The organism is Serratia sp. LSHTC3 (assembly GCF_057197125.1).
Window position 1 is genome coordinate 686,494 of sequence record NZ_JBXUNP010000002.1, and the last position, 17,921, is coordinate 704,414.

21 protein-coding genes are annotated in these 17,921 nt (G+C 59.8%); 14 read left to right on the top strand and 7 right to left on the bottom strand.

The window, feature by feature from the left end; genetic code table 11:
• The first annotated feature begins 1 nt into the window (after position 1).
• The 3 genes from copD (at position 2) to AC2CGI_RS10545 (ending at position 2,188) form a co-directional block, all read left to right on the top strand.
• A complete protein-coding gene (gene copD / locus AC2CGI_RS10535) occupies positions 2–883 on the top strand; it encodes a copper homeostasis membrane protein CopD (protein ID WP_031300111.1) in 882 nt (293 codons plus the stop codon).
• A 69-nt stretch (positions 884–952) separates the two neighbouring features.
• Entirely contained in the window at positions 953–1,294 is a 342-nt protein-coding gene (locus tag AC2CGI_RS10540; RefSeq protein ID WP_004940890.1) for a YebY family protein, read from the top strand.
• A 489-nt stretch (positions 1,295–1,783) separates the two neighbouring features.
• Complete coding sequence (locus tag AC2CGI_RS10545) at positions 1,784–2,188, top strand: hypothetical protein (RefSeq protein ID WP_015377537.1); 405 nt, start codon at positions 1,784–1,786, stop codon at positions 2,186–2,188.
• Here the strand turns inward: AC2CGI_RS10545 and AC2CGI_RS10550 are convergent.
• Both AC2CGI_RS10550 and AC2CGI_RS10555 read right to left on the bottom strand, forming a co-directional pair.
• On the bottom strand, positions 2,185–2,403 hold the full coding sequence (locus AC2CGI_RS10550; RefSeq protein ID WP_004940942.1) for a hypothetical protein: 219 nt from the start codon (positions 2,401–2,403) through the stop codon (positions 2,185–2,187). The two genes, AC2CGI_RS10545 and AC2CGI_RS10550, sit on opposite strands and share 4 nt — an antisense overlap.
• Positions 2,404–2,477: 74 nt before the next feature.
• Positions 2,478–2,828 (bottom strand): hypothetical protein, encoded by a 351-nt coding sequence (locus tag AC2CGI_RS10555; RefSeq protein WP_004940946.1) that lies wholly within the window; start codon positions 2,826–2,828, stop codon positions 2,478–2,480.
• A 249-nt stretch (positions 2,829–3,077) separates the two neighbouring features.
• Between AC2CGI_RS10555 and AC2CGI_RS10560 the strand changes: the two genes are divergently transcribed.
• Positions 3,078–3,428 carry a DUF4377 domain-containing protein gene (locus AC2CGI_RS10560; RefSeq protein WP_076740330.1) on the top strand — a complete coding sequence of 117 codons (351 nt, stop codon included), beginning with the start codon at positions 3,078–3,080 and terminating at the stop codon, positions 3,426–3,428.
• 39 nt (positions 3,429–3,467) lie between these two features.
• Here the strand turns inward: AC2CGI_RS10560 and AC2CGI_RS10565 are convergent, their stop codons facing one another.
• Positions 3,468–4,304: an aminoglycoside phosphotransferase family protein gene (locus tag AC2CGI_RS10565; RefSeq protein WP_076740329.1), complete on the bottom strand. Its 837-nt coding sequence runs from the start codon at positions 4,302–4,304 to the stop codon at positions 3,468–3,470.
• Positions 4,305–4,505: 201 nt separating this feature from the next.
• Here AC2CGI_RS10565 and fabV point away from each other — a divergent pair, with 201 nt between their 5' ends.
• From fabV to AC2CGI_RS10585, 4 genes are all read left to right on the top strand, one after another.
• Positions 4,506–5,705, top strand: coding sequence for an enoyl-ACP reductase FabV (fabV, locus tag AC2CGI_RS10570; protein ID WP_021504847.1), 1,200 nt, complete (start codon positions 4,506–4,508; stop codon positions 5,703–5,705).
• A 226-nt stretch (positions 5,706–5,931) separates the two neighbouring features.
• A complete protein-coding gene (locus AC2CGI_RS10575) occupies positions 5,932–6,150 on the top strand; it encodes a hypothetical protein (protein ID WP_021504846.1) in 219 nt (72 codons plus the stop codon).
• 171 nt (positions 6,151–6,321) lie between these two features.
• Positions 6,322–6,627: a hypothetical protein gene (locus tag AC2CGI_RS10580; protein WP_004940954.1), complete on the top strand. Its 306-nt coding sequence runs from the start codon at positions 6,322–6,324 to the stop codon at positions 6,625–6,627.
• Between the two features lie 48 nt (positions 6,628–6,675).
• Positions 6,676–7,011 (top strand): hypothetical protein, encoded by a 336-nt coding sequence (locus tag AC2CGI_RS10585; RefSeq protein WP_004940957.1) that lies wholly within the window; start codon positions 6,676–6,678, stop codon positions 7,009–7,011.
• 37 nt (positions 7,012–7,048) lie between these two features.
• Here AC2CGI_RS10585 and dcuR read toward each other — a convergent pair whose 3' ends face one another.
• The 3 genes from dcuR to AC2CGI_RS10600 form a co-directional block, all read right to left on the bottom strand.
• Positions 7,049–7,768, bottom strand: coding sequence for a two-component system response regulator DcuR (gene dcuR, locus AC2CGI_RS10590; protein WP_004940959.1), 720 nt, complete (start codon positions 7,766–7,768; stop codon positions 7,049–7,051).
• Positions 7,761–9,374: a sensor histidine kinase gene (locus tag AC2CGI_RS10595; protein WP_076740328.1), complete on the bottom strand. Its 1,614-nt coding sequence runs from the start codon at positions 9,372–9,374 to the stop codon at positions 7,761–7,763. The genes dcuR and AC2CGI_RS10595 overlap by 8 nt, the downstream gene beginning before the upstream one ends.
• A 125-nt stretch (positions 9,375–9,499) precedes the next feature.
• Positions 9,500–10,342, bottom strand: a complete 843-nt coding sequence (locus AC2CGI_RS10600; RefSeq protein WP_015377543.1) for a class I fructose-bisphosphate aldolase — start codon at positions 10,340–10,342, stop codon at positions 9,500–9,502.
• Positions 10,343–10,826: 484 nt separating this feature from the next.
• Between AC2CGI_RS10600 and AC2CGI_RS10605 the strand changes: the two genes are divergently transcribed.
• The 5 genes from AC2CGI_RS10605 to AC2CGI_RS10625 all read left to right on the top strand — a co-directional run bounded on the left by AC2CGI_RS10605 (position 10,827) and on the right by AC2CGI_RS10625 (position 16,259).
• Positions 10,827–11,756 (top strand): sugar ABC transporter substrate-binding protein, encoded by a 930-nt coding sequence (locus tag AC2CGI_RS10605; protein ID WP_015377544.1) that lies wholly within the window; start codon positions 10,827–10,829, stop codon positions 11,754–11,756.
• A 75-nt stretch (positions 11,757–11,831) separates the two neighbouring features.
• On the top strand, positions 11,832–13,316 hold the full coding sequence (locus AC2CGI_RS10610) for a sugar ABC transporter ATP-binding protein (protein ID WP_004940975.1): 1,485 nt from the start codon (positions 11,832–11,834) through the stop codon (positions 13,314–13,316).
• 15 nt (positions 13,317–13,331) lie between these two features.
• The gene (locus tag AC2CGI_RS10615) at positions 13,332–14,372 is read left to right on the top strand and encodes an ABC transporter permease (RefSeq protein ID WP_004940978.1); all 1,041 of its coding nucleotides are present in this window, start codon (positions 13,332–13,334) and stop codon (positions 14,370–14,372) included.
• Between the two features lie 63 nt (positions 14,373–14,435).
• A complete protein-coding gene (locus tag AC2CGI_RS10620; RefSeq protein WP_004940980.1) occupies positions 14,436–15,356 on the top strand; it encodes a sugar ABC transporter substrate-binding protein in 921 nt (306 codons plus the stop codon).
• Positions 15,357–15,494: 138 nt separating this feature from the next.
• Positions 15,495–16,259: an SDR family oxidoreductase gene (locus tag AC2CGI_RS10625; RefSeq protein WP_004940984.1), complete on the top strand. Its 765-nt coding sequence runs from the start codon at positions 15,495–15,497 to the stop codon at positions 16,257–16,259.
• Between the two features lie 46 nt (positions 16,260–16,305).
• Here AC2CGI_RS10625 and metQ read toward each other — a convergent pair whose 3' ends face one another.
• Complete coding sequence (gene metQ, locus AC2CGI_RS10630; RefSeq protein WP_015377546.1) at positions 16,306–17,121, bottom strand: methionine ABC transporter substrate-binding lipoprotein MetQ; 816 nt, start codon at positions 17,119–17,121, stop codon at positions 16,306–16,308.
• A gap of 236 nt (positions 17,122–17,357) precedes the next feature.
• Here metQ and AC2CGI_RS10635 point away from each other — a divergent pair, with 236 nt between their 5' ends.
• Positions 17,358–17,876: a hypothetical protein gene (locus AC2CGI_RS10635; protein WP_015377547.1), complete on the top strand. Its 519-nt coding sequence runs from the start codon at positions 17,358–17,360 to the stop codon at positions 17,874–17,876.
• Positions 17,877–17,921 lie beyond the last annotated feature (45 nt).

Genomic DNA, 17,921 nt, shown 5'->3' on the forward strand with positions numbered 1-17,921 from the left:
CGTGACTCTGGCGACCCTGTTCGTTCTGTGTCGCTTGGTGCACTTTGCGGCGGTGATGCTGATGTTCGGCATCAGTCTGTTCACCGCCTTATTGTCACCGCAGCGCCTCTCCCCGATCCTCTCCCGCGATGTGCGTCCGCTGCTGCTTGCCGGCACCTGGGTAGCCGGGCTTTCCGCCGTGGCGCTGCTGGCCATCCAGGCCGGGCAGATGGGCGACGGTTGGCAAGACGCCTGGCGGCTGGAGGTCTGGTGGGCGGTGCTCGGCACCACCTTCGGCGAAGTGTGGCGCTGGCATCTGGGCCTGACGCTGCTGGCGATCCTGGGCCTGCTGCTGCCGGAACGGCCGCGCGTACAGGCGTTGGCGCTGTGCTCGGCGCTGCTGCTGGTGAGCCTGGCGTTCATCGGCCACGCGGCGATGCATGAAGGCGCGTTGGGCGCGCTGCACCGCGCCAACCATGCGGTGCACCTGCTGGCCGCCGGTTACTGGTTCGGCAGCCTGGCGCCGCTGCTGGTTTGCCTGCGTTACCTGTCGCCGCCGCAGTGGCGCAGCGACGCCATCACCACGCTGATCCGTTTCTCGCGCTGGGGGCACCTGGCGGTGGCGGCGGTGATCGTCACCGGCATCGTCAACAGCCTGATCATTCTCGGCGGTTGGCCGCTCAACCTCGGCTCGCCTTATCAGCGCCTGCTGCTGATCAAAACCGCGCTGGTGGCGCTGATGGTGATGGTGGCGCTGGCCAATCGCTACGCCATCGTGCCGGCGATGAGCCGCGTACCGGCGCTGGCGCAGCGCGGTGTGGTGCTGGCCTGCTGGCTCGAAGTCGGGCTGGGGATGGCGGTGCTGCTGCTGGTCAGTTTATTTGCAACCTATGCGCCGGTATGACATTTCAGCTTGCCGCAACCGGCCAAGCTGCGGGAAAATCGGCGCGAATAGCAACCTTAAGGCCATCACATGAAATCGGTATTACTCGGCATTACGCTGCTGGCAACCGCGACCGGCGCGCTGGCGGCAGACAAACTGGTGAACATCACCAAACTGGAGTACGGCAAACAGTGGGCGTTCACCAAGGAAGAGGTGACGCTGCAGTGCCGCAGCGGCGGCGCGCTGTTCGTGCTGAATAACAGCACCCTGATGCAATACCCGCTCAACGACGCGGCGGAGCAACAGGTGAAGAAGGGCCATCAGCGTGCGCAGCCGCTGGAGGTGATCCTGCTGGACGACCCTGCCGAACCGGGGAAAAAAATGAGCATGGCGCCGTTCATCGAGCGCGCCGAGAAGCTGTGCGCTGACTAACCGCTTGTTTGCCAACGTCTTGTCCAAGGTGCGCGGATTGATGCGCATTTGCCGCATAGTTATTTCGTCACGAAACTATCACGCGGCCGCCGGGCGGCTGGCAAAACTGGCGCGGTAGGCTACTCTTAAAGTGCACGGCTGAACAAGCCCTGCATTAAATGCCAACTTTTAGCGCACGGCTCTCTCCCAAGAGCCATTTCCCTAGACCGAATATAGGAATCGTATTCGGTCTTTTTTTGTGTGATTGATTTATAAGGAAATTCCACTTAAGACGCCAATAAATTTCTGGTTTCTCTTTCCAGTCGTAACACCTCAGCCCGATCTCCGGCTCCACACACCCACCGCACCTATCGCTAATTTAGCCGCACCAAAAGTCATTACGTCATTTATGGCGCTGATAAGCTCCGTTCATTGTTCCCATTATCGGTTTAACGAGAGTGGCATTATGCAGAATATCAAGGCATTAGGCGTTGTAAAAGGAAACCTGCGTTGAACGATCGGCTGAATCAGTTGAAGAGGGCGCTACCCGGCTATCTCAATGCGTGGCGTGAGGGGGCCTTACCCTCTGACTGGGGGCAGGTGGCTAATCCTGAAGTGGTTGCCGCCCTGTTGGCGGAGTGGGAGGCGCTAAGCGAGTTGGCGTCTCAGTTCGAAACCGCCACTGAAGCCCCCTCCGAACCGGCCGCCTTTTGGCAGGCGCGCGCCGAGCTGATGGCGCAGCGCAATCGTGAGCTTATGGCCCAACTGGCGACGCCAGTCCGTTTGCCCGGCGCACGGGTGGCCTTTTTTGGCTATGTGAAAACGGCCGTGATGGACGCCAGGCAGGTTAAGGCGGCGATTCGCGATGCCGGTTTTATCGTTGCGGGCGGCGCCCCCAACGAGAACACGGCTTAACGCGGTTTCTTCTCAAATTTCTCGGCAAAAAAGAACCGCAGCAATTTATGGGTCCACAGCAGGATGGCGCCAACCACCACCAGCGAGACGACGAAATGCGACAGATTTTTAGGCGCGGCGTAGCCGTGGGTAAAGGAGACCCCCGCGCCGCTGAGCAGCAGGGTGGCGATCCAGAAGCCGAGCAGCAGGCATAAGGTACGAAACAGTTTAAACATGGTTATCACCAAAAATACGGAAAGCGCCGACCGAACGGAGAGGCTCAGCCGGAGCTTTGATTAATTAAAACCGCTTAGCGCGAACAGGTATTGCCGCCTTTACTGCTATTGTTATTGCAGCTGCTGCCGCTGTTTTTGTTGCCGCCTTTCCCCATGCCGACGTTGCCGCCGCCTTTGCTGCCTTCCTTGAAGCAGCCGCCGTTGAGCGCGCCCACCGCCAGGCCGCCAAGGCCGCCCAGAGAGCCGGTGATCACGCCGTTAACGCAATCCGGCGAGGTGTGCTTGCCGTAGAATCCCTGATTGGATGACCCGCCCCCGTTCTTGTTGCCGCCGTTGTTGTTGACGCGGCCATTGCTGCTGCGGTTGTCGCCAAAGTTACCGGCGCCGGCGATCAGGTGAAAGTGTTTGGCATCGATCTCTTGCATAAAATTCCCTCTTTATCGATTCAGTTAGATTCAGTAAAGCTTGCGCAAGCCTGCTGTTTTTAACAGAAAAAATAGCGGGGGTAATTACCGGTTCGGATAAGAACAGGGGGTTTATTTTGCGATATTTTCCAGACTGATAGAGCACAGAGGAATGATATTTGGGGCGTGTGGAACCGTAGCGCTATCTGTTCTCTTGGGTCGGTTAATTTGTTAGCATGGCGCCCCCTGGATGACTATTGGTGCAGTACATTGAAAATTAAAGCGTTGTTATTTGTTGCGTTGGCCGCGCTGGCCGGCTGCAGCCAGGAGGGAACCTCGATGAATCAGCCCGGAAACGAGAAAGGCGGCCAAACGGAAGTGTTGCTGGTGAACAGCGCGCTGGTGGACTGCGTGGGCGTCGGCCCGATGAAGTGCATGCAGGTGCGCCGCTTCGCGCAGCAGCCGTGGGAGTTGTTCTATACCGGCATCGAGGGTTTCACCTTCGAACCGGGCTATCAGTATCGGCTGAAAGTGCGCGTCACCCCGGTGGAGAACGTACCGGCCGACGCCTCATCGCTGCGTTACACGCTGATTGAGCAGCTGGAAAAGAACAAGGCGTAATGATTATCAGGCCGGGCGAAGTGCGCCCGGCCTGCTGTTTTATAGCGTCAACCCCATCTCCGCCGCGACCTGCTCCAGCTGGTAGCGTGATGTGCGCGTGAGTGAAGGCTCCTTATCGACATAGTAGATGTAAGCGATAACGCCAATCGACAGCGCCCAGGCGCGGCCGCGCCGCCAGGTCTCATCGTCCACTTTCACCGCCTGGCGGAAATGTTCGCGGGCTTCCGCTCCCATCAGGTTCCAGGCAACTATCATATCGACCGCAGGATCGCCGATGGCGATACCGCCCCAGTCGATCACCGCCGCCAACTCACCGTTGTCGATCAGCACATTGCCGGGTTGAATGTCCGTATGCAGCCAGCATGCGCCGCTGGTGTTTTCACTCACCTGGCTCACGTTGTCCCATGCTTGCAGTAGGGCGGCAGCGTCGAGGTGAGGGGCGCACTGGGCAATAGATTCGCGAGTGAGGGCATCTCTGGCGCTGACCGGGCCGCCGCGATAAGCGCTGATCGCGTAGCCTGCGGTTGGGATGGCGTGGAGTGCGCGCACGAACTCACCCAATTGCGTCGCCAGCAGCGGGCTGCACTCGCCGCAGGTGGGCGTGCGGCCGGTGATCCAGCGGCCGATGCTCCAAGCGAAAGGATAGTGGACGTTCGGCTTACCCTGGGCCAAGGGCGCGGAAATCGTCACTGGCAGATGAGGTGCCAGCAACGCGGGGTAGCGGTTCTCGCGCGCCAGCGCTTCGGCCGCCGAGGCGGTACGCGGCAGACGAATCAACAGCTCGTCGCCTAGCCGCAGCATCACGTTGTCGGTACCGCCGGTGGTGACGAGTTCGATGGGCAACGCCGCCCAGGCCGGGAATTGTTCGGCGAGCATGGCTCGGACATGGGGGAGGGAAATCTCGGCCTCATCGGCATGTATTTTGGGAATGGCATTCACCCGGTACGGCTCCTTCACTGGCGCGGGGGGGCGGCCCCGACTGGTCTGTTCACTGCGCTTGTTTTCGCACTTTCTTAAGTATATCGAGAAAATCAGGTATATTGTCCTTCGGTTTTTAGCTACCAAGAAAAAATTACTATGATTATCAAACCTAAAATTCGTGGTTTTATCTGCACCACCGCTCACCCGGCAGGCTGTGAAGCCAACGTCCGTGAGCAAATCGCCTACGTTAAGTCACGCGGCGAACTGAAAAACGGGCCTAAAAAGGTGCTGGTCATTGGTGCATCCACCGGTTACGGTCTGGCCTCGCGCATCAATGCCGCTTTCGGCAGCGGTGCGGCCACCATCGGCGTATTTTTCGAGAAGCCTGGCAGCGAAGGCAAAACCGGTTCCGCCGGTTGGTACAACTCCGCCGGTTTCGACAAGGCAGCTAAAGAAGAAGGCCTGTACGCGAAAAGCATCAACGGCGACGCATTTTCCAACGAGTGCCGTCAGACCGTGATCGATCTGATCAAAAAAGACCTGGGTCAGGTTGACCTGGTGGTTTACTCGCTGGCTTCGCCGGTGCGTAAGATGCCGGAAACCGGCGAAGTGGTGCGTTCCGCACTGAAGCCGATCGGCGAGCCATACAAATCCGTCGCGCTGGACACCAACAAAGACGTGCTGGTTGAAGCCGTGGTCGAGCCGGCCAACGAGCAAGAAATCGCCGACACCGTGAAGGTGATGGGCGGCCAGGACTGGCAGCTGTGGATGGACGCGCTGGACGAAGCGGGCGTGCTGGCGGATAACGCGCAGTCGGTCGCTTACTCCTACATCGGTACCGATCTGACCTGGCCAATTTACTGGCACGGTACGCTGGGCAAGGCGAAAGAAGATCTGGATCGCGCAGCGCACGCCATCAACCAGAAGCTGCAGGCCAAAGGCGGCGCGGCTTACGTTGCGGTGCTCAAGTCGGTAGTGACTCAGGCTTCCTCCGCCATTCCGGTGATGCCGTTGTATATCTCTATCGTGTTCAAAATCATGAAGGAGCAGGGCATTCACGAAGGCTGCATCGAGCAGATCCAGCGTCTGTTCGCCACCAAGCTGTACAGCGGTGCGGCGCCGGATACCGACGAGAAACACCGTCTGCGCCTGGATGACTGGGAACTGCGTGACGAAGTGCAGGAAACCTGCCGTAAAATCTGGCAGCAGCTGAACGACAGTAACATCAACGAACTGACGGATTACCAGGGCTACAAGGCGGAATTCCTGCGCCTGTTCGGCTTCGGTCTGCAGGGCGTTGACTACGACGCCGATCTGAGCGGCGAAGCCAATTTCGATGTGATCGAGCTGGTCTAAGCGCGTCGAGCGGTCAAACAAGGTCGGGTTAGCCCGGCCTTTTTTATTGCCTGCGAATTATCGGGTGGCTAAGCGAAAATGTTTATTTCGGGTTAAGAGAGGAACCGGGTGGTTAACATCGGCAGTCGGATGGTGAAATAACGGCGGTTATTAAACTAAAGAAAGTCATTTTTTATTTACCCTTGCCGCCGGCTGCGGGTATTTTATTTCCTTTAAGGAGAAAACCATGACATGGCGTTATTGTGCCACGGTATCGTTGTTTTTGTTGGGCGGCTGCAGCGCGATCCAGCCAACGTCGACGTCCCCGGACTGGTCTCAGCCTCAGCCGGCCACGCGGGAACAGCGGCAACGCATCATGGCGGGTGAGTCTGCCTCGTCGGTATTGCATGAAGGTAATATCGGTATTGGCGGCACGTTAGATGGGGCGAAAATATTCGATCGTTAAACCGCTAAATATATTCAGCCAAATTAATGCGCGCATTCTGCCGATATTGTCGGAGGGTTTACCTTTCCTGCGTTATTCTGCCGTGGCTTGACCATTCATTGCGTTAGCAGACAATTCGTTTTCCTTATAGGGAACCGCCGGTTTATTTCGGCGTAATCAAAGGAGTTGCCCATGACGAAGAACATGGCCGCGATCTTTCTCTTGCTGTTGCCGCCGCTAAGCCAAAGCGCCGGCGCAGCGCGCTACGACAGGCCGTGCGAAGGAGTGTCGCCGGTGCTGTTTCAAAAGCGCCTGAAAGCGCTGGCGCAGGATCTGCGTCAGGAAATGAGCGAGGAAGCGCCGCCGACAGAGCGCGATGCGGAAGAGCTGGCGCGGTTGGCGGAGTGCGCTATCGAGCCCGGCAAAGCGCCCGTCACCGGCGGGCAGCGCGTCTCCCGTTCAGAGGAAAAGCCGACGGCATCGCCGAACGGTTGCTGAGCCGGCGTGTACGCAGAGTCTAGCGATGTAATGTAAAAGGAGTCATTGATGAAAAGGATCGTGTTGGCCGGCGTGGCCTTGTGTTGTTCCAGCTTCGCGCAGGCGCGGGTGGATCTGGAATACCATGCGGCGGCGCCGAAGGACAGTAAGGTCACCGAGGAGTACCAGAAAAAGCGCGACGCATTGCGCCACAAGGTGTGGAATGTCGATAACCTGACGCTGGCCAACGAGCAGGCGATTGCACGCGAACAGCAGCGCGAAGCCGCTGAGACCGCCGAGCGGCAGCAGCGGAACCTGGAACAGCAGCAGAAAAAGCAGCGCTGCCTGCGCAGACACTCGAAAGATCCTCATCCCGAGGCGAAGTGTTACATGCACAACTTCTAACCTTTAACGTCCGGGCGCTTTCTGCGCCCGACGTCGTTTAGGCCGGGCGGCAATGCTCTTTCAGCATGGCGATAGCGTCCGGTTTCAGCTGATACAGATAGACCGGCCGGCCGGTGGCGCCGTACAGAATACGGGTGCCGAGGATGCCGCTTTCCGCCAGATAGATGAGGTACTTGCGGCAGGACACCCGCGAAATGCCAATGGCGTTGGCCAGATTGTCGGTAGAGAATTCGCTGTCGTGCTGCTGTTCGATCCACTCGCACACCGTGCTCAGGGTGATGCTGGTCAGGCCCTTCGGCAGCTTTTTGCTCTCCTGGCCGCCGGGCTGGCGGCGCAACAGGCTGTCGACGTCGGCCTGCGAAAACTCGCGTTGCGCCAAGAGCTGTGACTGTTGCCGGTAGTGGCTCAGCGCCTCCTTGAAGCGGCTGAACTGGAACGGCTTGATCAGATAATCCACCACGCCGTAGTGCAGCGCTTTTTGCACCGTGTTCACGTCGCTGGCGGAGGAGATGATGATCACATCGGTCTTTTCGCCGAGTTCGCGCAGGCCGGGCAGCAGATCCAGCCCGTTCTCCTGCTGCATGTAAATATCCAGCAACACCAGATCGATGCTGACGCTGGCGTCGGCCAGCAGGGCACGCGCCTGGCTCAGGGTCGCGACCGTCGCCTGGCAGTGAAAACCGCCGACCTGGCTCAGGTAGTATTTATTCAGCTCCGCCACCATCGGGTCGTCGTCGACAATCAGTACGTTAATCATGGGCTCTGCTCTTGGCCTGATAGGGAAGGTGCACGAAAAATTGGGTCAGCTCGCCCGGTTCGGATTCGAAATCGATGCTGCCGCCCAGTTTCTCCAGATGGCTGCGGATCAGCGCCAGGCCGATGCCGCGTCCCGTTCCCTTGGTGGAAAATCCGTGTTCGAAGATGCGCGCGCCGATCGCCGGATTTATGCCGGGGCCGTCGTCGCTGACGATACAGTGTAATTGATCGTCGTGATGATGGAAGCTCAGGCCGATCTCGTGGCCCTCAACGCCGTCGATGGCGTCGATGGCGTTTTCGATCAGGTTGCCGAGCACGCTGATCAGCACGTGGGTGGTTTCCGCATCGTCGGTTTCCGGCAGCAGGCTGTTTTCCTCGATGGTCAGTTCGATGCCGGCCTCGTGGGCGCGGCTGATCTTGCCGATGAAGAAGCCCGCCACCTCCGGCGAATGGATCTTGCGCAGCAGCGCGCCGATCTCTTCCTGGTAGTTGCTGGCGGTGTTGATGATGTAGTTTTCCAACTGCTGATAGGCCTTCATATGCAGCATGCCGAGTATCACATGCAGCTTGTTCATAAATTCGTGCGACTGCACCCGCAGGGCGTCGGCGTAGTGCGCCATGCCGCTCAGCCGCTGCAGCAGGCGGCTGATCTCGGTCTTGTCGCGGAAGGTGGCGATGGCGCCGGTCACCTGGCCGTTGACGATCACCGGCACGGTATTGGTCAGCAGTTCGCTGCCGTTGAAGCTGATCTGCCGATCGCGCAGCGGTTCGCCGCTGGCCAGCACCTCCGCCAGATGCAGCTGCGCCGGCCAATGTTTGCTGGCGGCTTCCAGCAGCAGGTTTTCCACCGGCCCGCTCTGGCGCAGCAGGCGCTTGGCTTCGTCATTGACGATGGTGATGCGGGATTCATTATCGACCGCGATCACGCCTTCTTTAATCGATTGCAGCATGGCGTTGCGCTGTTCGAACAGGTTGGAGATTTCGTAAGGCTCGAAACCCAGCATGATGCGTTTGAGCGCAGAGACCAGGAAAAAGGTGCCCAGGCTGCCGACCAGGGCGGCGAAGGCGATGGTCCAATAGATGATCCATCGGCTTTCCGCCACCACCCGCTGCACGGTGTCCAGCGCGATGCCGAGCGCCACCACGCCGATTTGTTTTTTCTGATCGTCATACACCGGCACGAACACCCGCAGCGCCGGAGCCAGCGTGCCGCGGTTGATGGCGCTGTTGACGTTGCCTTGCAGCGCGGGCGCCAAATCGTCGCCGATAAAATGCTTGCCGATCAGCCAGGGTTTAGGGTGCGAATAGCGGATGCCCTGCATATCCACCACCACCACGAACAGCAGCTCGTTTTGATGGCGCACCTGCTCGGCGAAGCGCTGAATGGCGCCGCTGTGATCGCGCCGCTGCAGGCCGTCGATCACGGTGTTGGAGAGCGCCAGCGTGTTGGCGACGGCGATGGCTTTTTGCTGCAGCTGATCTTGCCCCTCGCGGCTCATCTGCACGAAAAACAGCGCGAACACCACCAGCAGCACCGAAGCGATGATGGCGGACACCATCAGCGTGATGGAGGTGCTCAGCTTGAGCGGCACCCGTTGTTTTGGCATGGCGGTTCTCCGAATGGCGATATCACGGCGTATTCTAGCGAGGAATGCGGCAAGCTGCAGTTACCGGCAGCAGGTTATAGCACGCTGCCGGGGTGCGGAGGGGTTATTTTAGTTACAAAAGCGGGTTACTGCTGGTGGTAGATCTCCAGCGCCTGTTGGCCGCTGGCGCCCTGATGGATGATCGCCATCAGGGCGCGCACCACCTGCGACGGGTTGCTGTGTTGATAGACGTTGCGGCCATAGACCATGCCGGAGGCGCCCTGGGCCATCAGCGCGGCGGATTTCTCCAGCACCGGGCCCAGCTCTCCCTTGCCGCCGCCGCGCACCAGCGTCGGGCAGCGCGCCGCTTCCACCACGCGGTGGAAATCTTCCACCCGATCGGTCGGATCGGCCTTGATGATGTCGGCGCCCAGCTCGCGCGCCAGCCGCACCAGCGGCACGATTTTCTCCACGTCACCCAGCGATCCGTAGGCGGCGCCCTGGCCGGCCGGGGCCATCACCAGCGGTTCGATCATCAGCGGCATGGCGTAGCGATCGCAGGCGTGGCGCAGGCGGCCGATGTTTTCTACGCACTGGCGGAAAATGCCGGGTTCATCCGGGATCATATAGAGGTTGACCACCACCGCGGCGGCGTCCATTTGCAGCGCGGCCAGGATCGGCGCTTCCGGGTTGTGCAGCACCGCCCACATTTCGCGGTGGCGTGCGGCGTTATAGGCGTTGCCGACGTCGGTGCGCATCACCAGCGCCGGTTTTTCGCGCTGTGGCGCGCGCTGCAGCAGATCCGCCTGCCCGTAGTTGACCTGAATCGCGTCGGGGCGCGCGGCGATCAGGTTGCCCATCACCCGTTCGATATCTTCCAGCCCGATTAAAAAATCCGGTTCGTTGGCGATGCCGTGATCGATCGCCACATCCAGGCACTTGCCGTTGTTGAACAGGCGGTTCATCCGCACCTTACTGCTGAGCTGCATGTCAGGTCCTCCTGAGATAGGGATATGTCCATTATTGCCGAGTAAGGATGGTCGGGAAACGCGGAAACCGCAAACTGCGCGCCCGCTCGCAGTTTTTGCCTGCGCACGAAAGGGGAACGCTCGCGGGCGGCTTTCATTTCATTTGTTAGATCCGTGTCATGTTTTTGTTAATAAGCCATTCCAAAACGCATGTTTCGCTTGTTTGGGTTAAAAAGTTTCAATAGTCTAAATTATGAAATAAACATTTAAAAAAGCGGCGAGGACGCGACTTGCTCCACCAGGGGTTTATTTCAATTGATTGTTTTTAATCTGTTTTGAGATATCGATCACCATTTTGTTCACGGCCTTAATACGGCGATAACGCGGTAATTTCGCCGTATCAAAGGGATAACACCGACCGTATTGTTGTTTGAATGTAAAAAATATTTTTCATTAGCTGTCAACCAACAGACCTCTTCATTCTAACGATTAAAGGGTAACGAACATGAAGCTGAAGAAATTGATCGCCGCCTCGGTACTGATGTGCATGCTGCCGGCCAGCGTGTTGGCGAAAGACATCAAGATCGGCGTTTCCATGGCTTACTTCGATGACAACTTCCTCACCATTCTGCGCCAGTCGATGCAAAGCAAAATGAAGGCCGACGGCAACGTCAGCGGCCAGTTCGAAGACGCCAAGGGCGACATCGCGCAGCAAATTCAACAAATCGAAAACTTCGTCAGCCAGGGCGTCGACGCCATCATCCTCAACCCGGTGGATACCCAGGGCGTCAAGCCGATGATCAAACTGGCCGAGAACGCCAAGATCCCGCTGGTGTTCGTCAACCGCAAGCCGGAAGTGACGCTCCCGGCCGGCATGGCCTACGTCGGCTCCGATTCCAAGCTGGCCGGCAAACTGCAGATGGAAGCGTTGGCCAAGCTGATGAACGGCAAGGGCAACGTGATGATCCTGATGGGGGAACTGTCGAATGAATCGACCCGCGACCGCACCCGCGGCGTGGAAGAGGTGGCGGCCAACTATCCCGGTATCAAGATTGTCGATAAGCAAACCGCCAAGTGGACGCGTAAAGATGCGGTGGATATCACCACTGACTGGGTGCTGACCGGCCAGCAGATCGACGCTATCGCTTCCAACAACGACGAAATGGCCATCGGCGCTATCCTGGCGCTCAAGCAGGCTAAAAAGTCCGGCGTGCGGGTGGCCGGCGTGGATGGCACGCCCGATGCGCTGGAATTCATCAGAAAAGGCGATCTGGCGCTGAGCGTGTTCCAGGACGCCAAAGGCCAGGGCGAGGGTGCGGTGCAGACCGCCGTTCAACTGGTGAAAGGCGAGAAAGTGGAGAGCAACGTGCTGATCCCTTACCAGCTGATCACCCAGGCCAATTACCAGCAATTCGCCGATAAAAACAAGAAATAAGCCTTGAAGCCCGCCGCGGGCGCCGGTGTGGGGCGAGCGCGGCGGAAAACGTGGGTCAGTGCGGAGGTAAGCGGTATGTACCCTTATGTTCTTGAGGCCGAAGGCATCAGCAAGCAGTTCCCCGGCGTCAAAGCGCTGGATAAGGTCTCGATTAAAATCAAACCCGGCAGCGTGCACGCGCTGATGGGGGAAAACGGCGCAGGCAAATCGACGCTGATGAAATGCCTGATCGGCATCTACCACCCGGATGAAGGCTCGATAAAAATCAAAGGCCGGCCGGTCACCTTCAGCGACACGCTGCAGGCGCTGCATTCGGGCATTTCCATGATCCACCAGGAGCTGAACCTGGTGCCTTATATGACGGTAGCGGAAAACATCTGGCTGGGGCGCGAGCCGGCGCGGTTGGGGTTCGTCAACCACGAGCAGCTGAACGAGAACACCCGCGAGCTGCTGGCGCGGCTGAACATCAAACTGCAGCCGGACACGCTGGTGGGCGAACTGAGCATCGCCAACCAGCAGATGGTGGAGATCGCCAAGGCGGTGTCCTACAACGCCGACGTATTGATCATGGACGAACCGACCTCGGCGCTGACCGAAGGTGAAGTGGTGCACCTGTTCGCCATCATCCGCGAACTGCGCGAGCAGGGCAAAGGCATCATCTATATCAGCCACAAGATGGACGAGATCTTCGCCATCACCGACGAAGTGAGCATTTTCCGCGACGGCACTTTCATCGCCTGCGACAAGACCGAAAATCTGACCAAACAGTCGCTGATCACCATGATGGTGGGGCGTGAACTGACGCAGATGTTCCCCAAATTCAACAACAATATCGGCGAGGAAGTGCTGCGGGTGGCGGGGCTGCGCCGCAGCGGCTGGTTCCACGACGTGTCGTTCAGCGTCAAACGCGGCGAGATCCTCGGCGTCGCCGGGCTGGTGGGCGCCGGGCGCAGCGAAGTGATGGAAAGCCTGTTCGGCATGCACCCGGCGGACGGCGGCGAGATCTTTATCGAGGGCCAGGCGGTGAAGGTCGATTCCCCGGCGAAGGCGATCGAGAGCGGGTTGGCCTTCCTCACCGAAGACCGCAAAAAATCCGGCCTGTTTTTGGTGCTGTCGGTGGTCGAGAACATGAGCATCGTCAACCTGTCGGAATACATCGGCAAGAACGGTTTCGTCAGCCACGTGCAGATGGCTAAAGACTGCATGGATCAGATCAAAAAGCTCAACATCAAAACGCCGACCATGGATCAGATCATCAATAACCTCAGCGGCGGCAACCAACAGAAGGTGCTGATTGCGCGCTGGCTGCTGGCGCAGCCGAAAATCCTGATCCTCGACGAACCGACGCGCGGCATCGACGTGGGAGCCAAAGCGGAAATCTACCGCCTGATCAGCGAGCTGGCCAACCGCGGCGTCGCCATCATTCTGGTCTCCTCCGAGCTGCCGGAGATCCTCGGCATGAGCGATCGGGTGATGGTGATGCACGGCGGCCGCATCACCGGCATTTTGGACAAAGACGACGCGGACCAGGAAAAGATCCTGGCGCTGGCCTCAGAATAACGAAGGGTGAACATCATGAGTAACGTAAAGATTGAGAAGCCGCTCTCCGCCGATTCAACGAGCAAGGGAACGCTGTTCTCCGGGCTGAGCGGCAAAATGCCGAAGGATACCGGCATCTTCATCGTGATGCTCGGCATCGCGCTGGTCTTCGAAATCCTCGGCTGGTACATGCGCGATCAGTCGTTTCTGCTGAACCCGAACCGCCTGCTGCTGATCGTGCTGCAGGTGGCGATCATCGGCATCATCGCGGTGGGCGTCACCCAGGTGATCATCACCACCGGCATCGATCTCTCCTCCGGTTCGCTGATTGCGCTGACTGCGGTGGTGGCGGCCAGCCTGGCGCAGACCTCGGACAGCATTTCGCCGATGTACCCGGGGCTGCTCGATCTGCCGGCGGCGATCCCGATCGGCGCGGGGATTGGGGTGGGCATTGTCTGCGGCTTTATCAACGGCTTCCTGATCACCCGCACCGGCATTCCGCCGTTCATCGCCACGCTGGGGATGATGGTATCGGCGCGCGGTCTGGCGCAGTACTACACCAAGGGTAACCCGGTCAGCTTCCTGTCGGACGGCTTCACGTCAATCGGTCAGGGCGCGATGCCGGTGATCATCTTCCTGGTGATTGCGGTGATCTTCCATATCGCGCTCAAACACACCCGCTACGGCAAATACATCTACGCCATCGGCGGCAACATGACCTCGGCGCGGGTGTCCGGCATCAACGTCAACAAATATCTGGTGACGGTTTACACCATCGCCGGCGGGTTGGCGGGACTGGCGGGCGTGGTGCTGGCGGCGCGCGTCAGCAGCGGCCAGTCGAGCATGGGGATGTCGTACGAGCTGGACGCCATCGCCGCGGCGGTGATCGGCGGCAGCAGCCTGATGGGCGGCGTCGGGCGCATCACCGGCACGCTGATCGGCGCGGTGATCCTCGGCCTTATCAAAAGCGGCTTCACCTTTATCGGCGTCGATTCTTACATTCAGGACATCATCAAAGGCGTGATTATCGTCGCCGCCGTGTCGATCGACATGCGTCGCAACCGCAAGAAACACTGATTGCCGTGAATTGCCGCCGGCGCCAGGGTTGGCCGGCGGTGTTTTTTTACCGGGGGGCACATCATGAATTACCTGAAAGGGCTGTGGCTGGCGGTGGCGCTGTGTGCGTCCACCCCGGCATGGGCGCAAACCATCGGCGTATCGATGGCCTATTTCGACCAGAACTTCCTCACCATTATCCGCCAGGCGATCGACAAGGAGGCCAAGGCGCGCGGTATTACCGTGCAGTTCGAGGACGCGCGCGGCGACGTCGGCCGCCAGACCGACCAGGTGCAGAGTTTTATCAGCGCCGGGGTGGACGCGATTATCGTCGATCCGGTCAACTCGGCCAGCACGCCGGTAATGACCAAAATGGTGCAGGCCGCCGGCGTGCCGCTGGTGTACGTGAACCGCACGCCGGGCGACGCCAAACTGCCTCAGGGCGTGGTGTTCGTCGGCTCCGATGAGCGGGAGTCCGGCACGTTGCAAATGGAAGAGTTGGCGCGGCTGGCCAACTATCAGGGCAACGTGGCGGTGATGATCGGCAACCTGACCGACGCCGGCGCGCTGCAGCGCACCAAAGACGTGGAGCAGGTGGTGGCCAAATACCCGAACATGAAGGTGGTGCAGAAGCAGAGCGCCAACTATTCACGCAGTGAAGGCATGGATCTGATGATGAACTGGCTGACCAACGGCGAAGCGATCGACATCGTCGCCGCCAACAACGACGAGATGGCGATCGGCGCGATCATGGCGCTGCAGCAGGCGGGCAAGGCGGACAAGAAAGTGCTGATCGGCGGCATCGACGCCACGCCGGACGGCCTCAAGGCGCTGGCCTCCGGCAAGATGCAGGTCACGGTGTTCCAGGACGCGATCGGCCAGGGCAAGGCCTCGGTCGAGGTGGCGCAGCGCATGATCAACGGCGAAAAGCTTGAGCCGTATTACTGGATCCCATTCGAGCTGGTGACGCCGGCCAATCAGGAGAAATACGCGGCCAAACCGTGAGTTCGCCGTCGGATCCGCGTTGCCGGGGCGCTGCTTGCAGCGCCTTTTTTATTGCGCCAATTGCATGTCCGCTTGCGGCCAGCGCGGCGTCGAACCTTGCCTCACACTGAGGATCTTTAAACAGCGTGAGGATGAGCGATGAACGCATTAAACGGCAAGGTGGCGGTGATCGGCGGCGCCAGTTCAGGGATCGGCAAAGCGGCAGCGCTGCTGTTCGCCCGGCAGGGGGCGGCGCTGGTGTTGGGCGCCCGGCGCGCGCCGCTGTTGGCCGAGCTGGTGGAGGACATTCGGCGCGAGGGCGGCCGGGCATTGGCGGTGGCGGGTGACGTGCGCGATGAAGCCTTCGCCGAACGGCTGACGGCGACGGCGGTCGACGAATTCGGCGGCCTGGATATCGCCTTCAACAACGCCGGCACGTTGGGGCCGCTGGGGCCGTCGCTGGCGCTCAGCGCGTCAGAATGGCGCGAGGTGCTGGAAACTAACCTGTCCAGCGCCTATTACGGCGCCAGGCATCAAATTCCCGCCATGCTGGCGCGCGGCGCGGGCTCGGTGATCTTCACCTCCACGTTCGTCGGCCACACGGCGGCGTTTCCCGGCACGGCGGCCTATGCGGCCGGCAAATCGGGGCTGATCGGCCTGACGCAGGCGCTGGCGGTGGAGTTTGGCGGGCGCGGCATTCGGGTGAACGCGCTGCTGCCGGGAGGCACCGATACGGCGATGGGGCGGCAGATGAGCAATACCCCGGAAGCCTTGGCGCAGGTGGCCGACCTGCACGCGCTGAAGCGGCTGGCGATGCCGGAGGAGATCGCGCAGGCGGCGCTGTATTTGGCGTCTGACGCTTCCTCATTTGTCACCGGCACCGCGATGCTGGTGGACGGCGGCGTGTCCATTCAGCGCGGCTGAGGTTGGCATGGCCCGTGGCCTGGCGCCACGGGCATACGGGAGAGCGTTACCAGCCTTTGACGGCGTCGCCCTTGTAGATTTCGGCGGCGCTGGCCGCCACTTCGTCGGTCTGATAGGCCTTGACCAGATCCTTCACTTTCTCGCTGTCTTTGTTGTCGATGCGGCTGGCGAAAATGTTGACGTAAGGCGAGTTTTTGTCTTCGACAAACAGCCCGTCCTTGGCCGGCGACAGGCCAATCTGGCTGGAATAGTTGGTGTTGATGATCGCCAGCGTCACCTGTTGGTCGTCCAGCGCGCGCGGCAGCTGCGGCGCTTCAATCTCGACGATCTTCAGCTTTTTCGGGTTGCTGACGATATCCAGCGCGGTCGGCAGCAGGCCGACGCCGTCTTTCAGGGTAATCAGCCCCTGTTTTTGCAACAGCAACAGCGAGCGGCCCAGGTTGGTGGGATCGTTCGGCACCGCCACCTGCGCGCCGTCCGGCAGCTGGCTGAGTGCGGTTATCTTCTTCGAATAGCCGGCGATCGGGTAGACGAAGGTGTTGCCCACCGCCGCCAGCTTGTAGCCGCGCTCCTGCATCTGCTTGTCCAGATACGGTTTGTGCTGGAAGGCGTTGACGTCCAGATCGCCGTTGTTCAGCGCTTCGTTCGGCAGCACGTAGTCGTTGAAGGTCACCACCTCCACGTCCAGATCGTATTTCTGCTTGGCGACCTTTTGCACCACCGCCCACAGCGACTGATCGATACCGGCGCTGATGCCGACCTTGATGTGGTGATCGTCCTGTGCGGTCGGGCCGCAGGCGGTCAGCAGCAGCGTGCCGGCGGCGGCCAGCGCCAGGGTGAGGTTTTTCAGCGTAAATGTCATTTTCCCAGGGTCATTGTCAACATTGCCTGCTAATTTTGGCGGGCAGAATAGTGGCAGTGACTGTAGGTAATCGCTGGGCTAAAACAAAATACTGATTCACTATGACTCATAGCGATTAGCTATGAGCGGCCGCGGCCCGGTGCGGAGCGGATTGTTTTGACGGCGAATCGGCGGGCTTATTATGATAGCCGTTGGCCCGCGAGGGCAGACTGGGTACTGAAACGAAGGAAAAGACAATGCGATTGAACACTTGGAGCAAGGCGCTGCTGCCGCTGGTGGTGTTGGCCTGCGTCTCGGCGACTCAGGTTCGGGCGGCGGAAAGCGATACCGGGCCGATCCCCAAACAGCTGCTGGGCAACTGGCGCGTCAGCAAGATCGTGCCGACCCAGACCACCGGCTGCTGGGATCAACAGCAGGCGCAGAGCCTGATCGGCGGCAAAATCAGCTACAAAGCGGATGCGTTCAGCTGGAACGGCACGGCGCTGAAAAGCGAAGGGGCCACCGTCAGCACCGTAGAAGCGCAGGAGTTTGTCGAGGACAATGCCGGCAGCAGCTCCTACATCGATTTCCCGATGCTGGGCATCAGCACGCCGTCGGTCGAGCGCGTGGCCATTCAGCACGCGGATACCGCCATCAAAGGCATCACCGATCAGGGCACCGATGGGGTGCCCGGCGATAACGTGCTGGTGAAAGACGCCAACACGCTGATCCTGTCGCTGTGCAACGTCTGGTTTGAGGCGCAGCGCGAGAAATAATTTTTTGCCTTCAGCCCCGGCGACGGGGCTTTCCCACTGCATCAC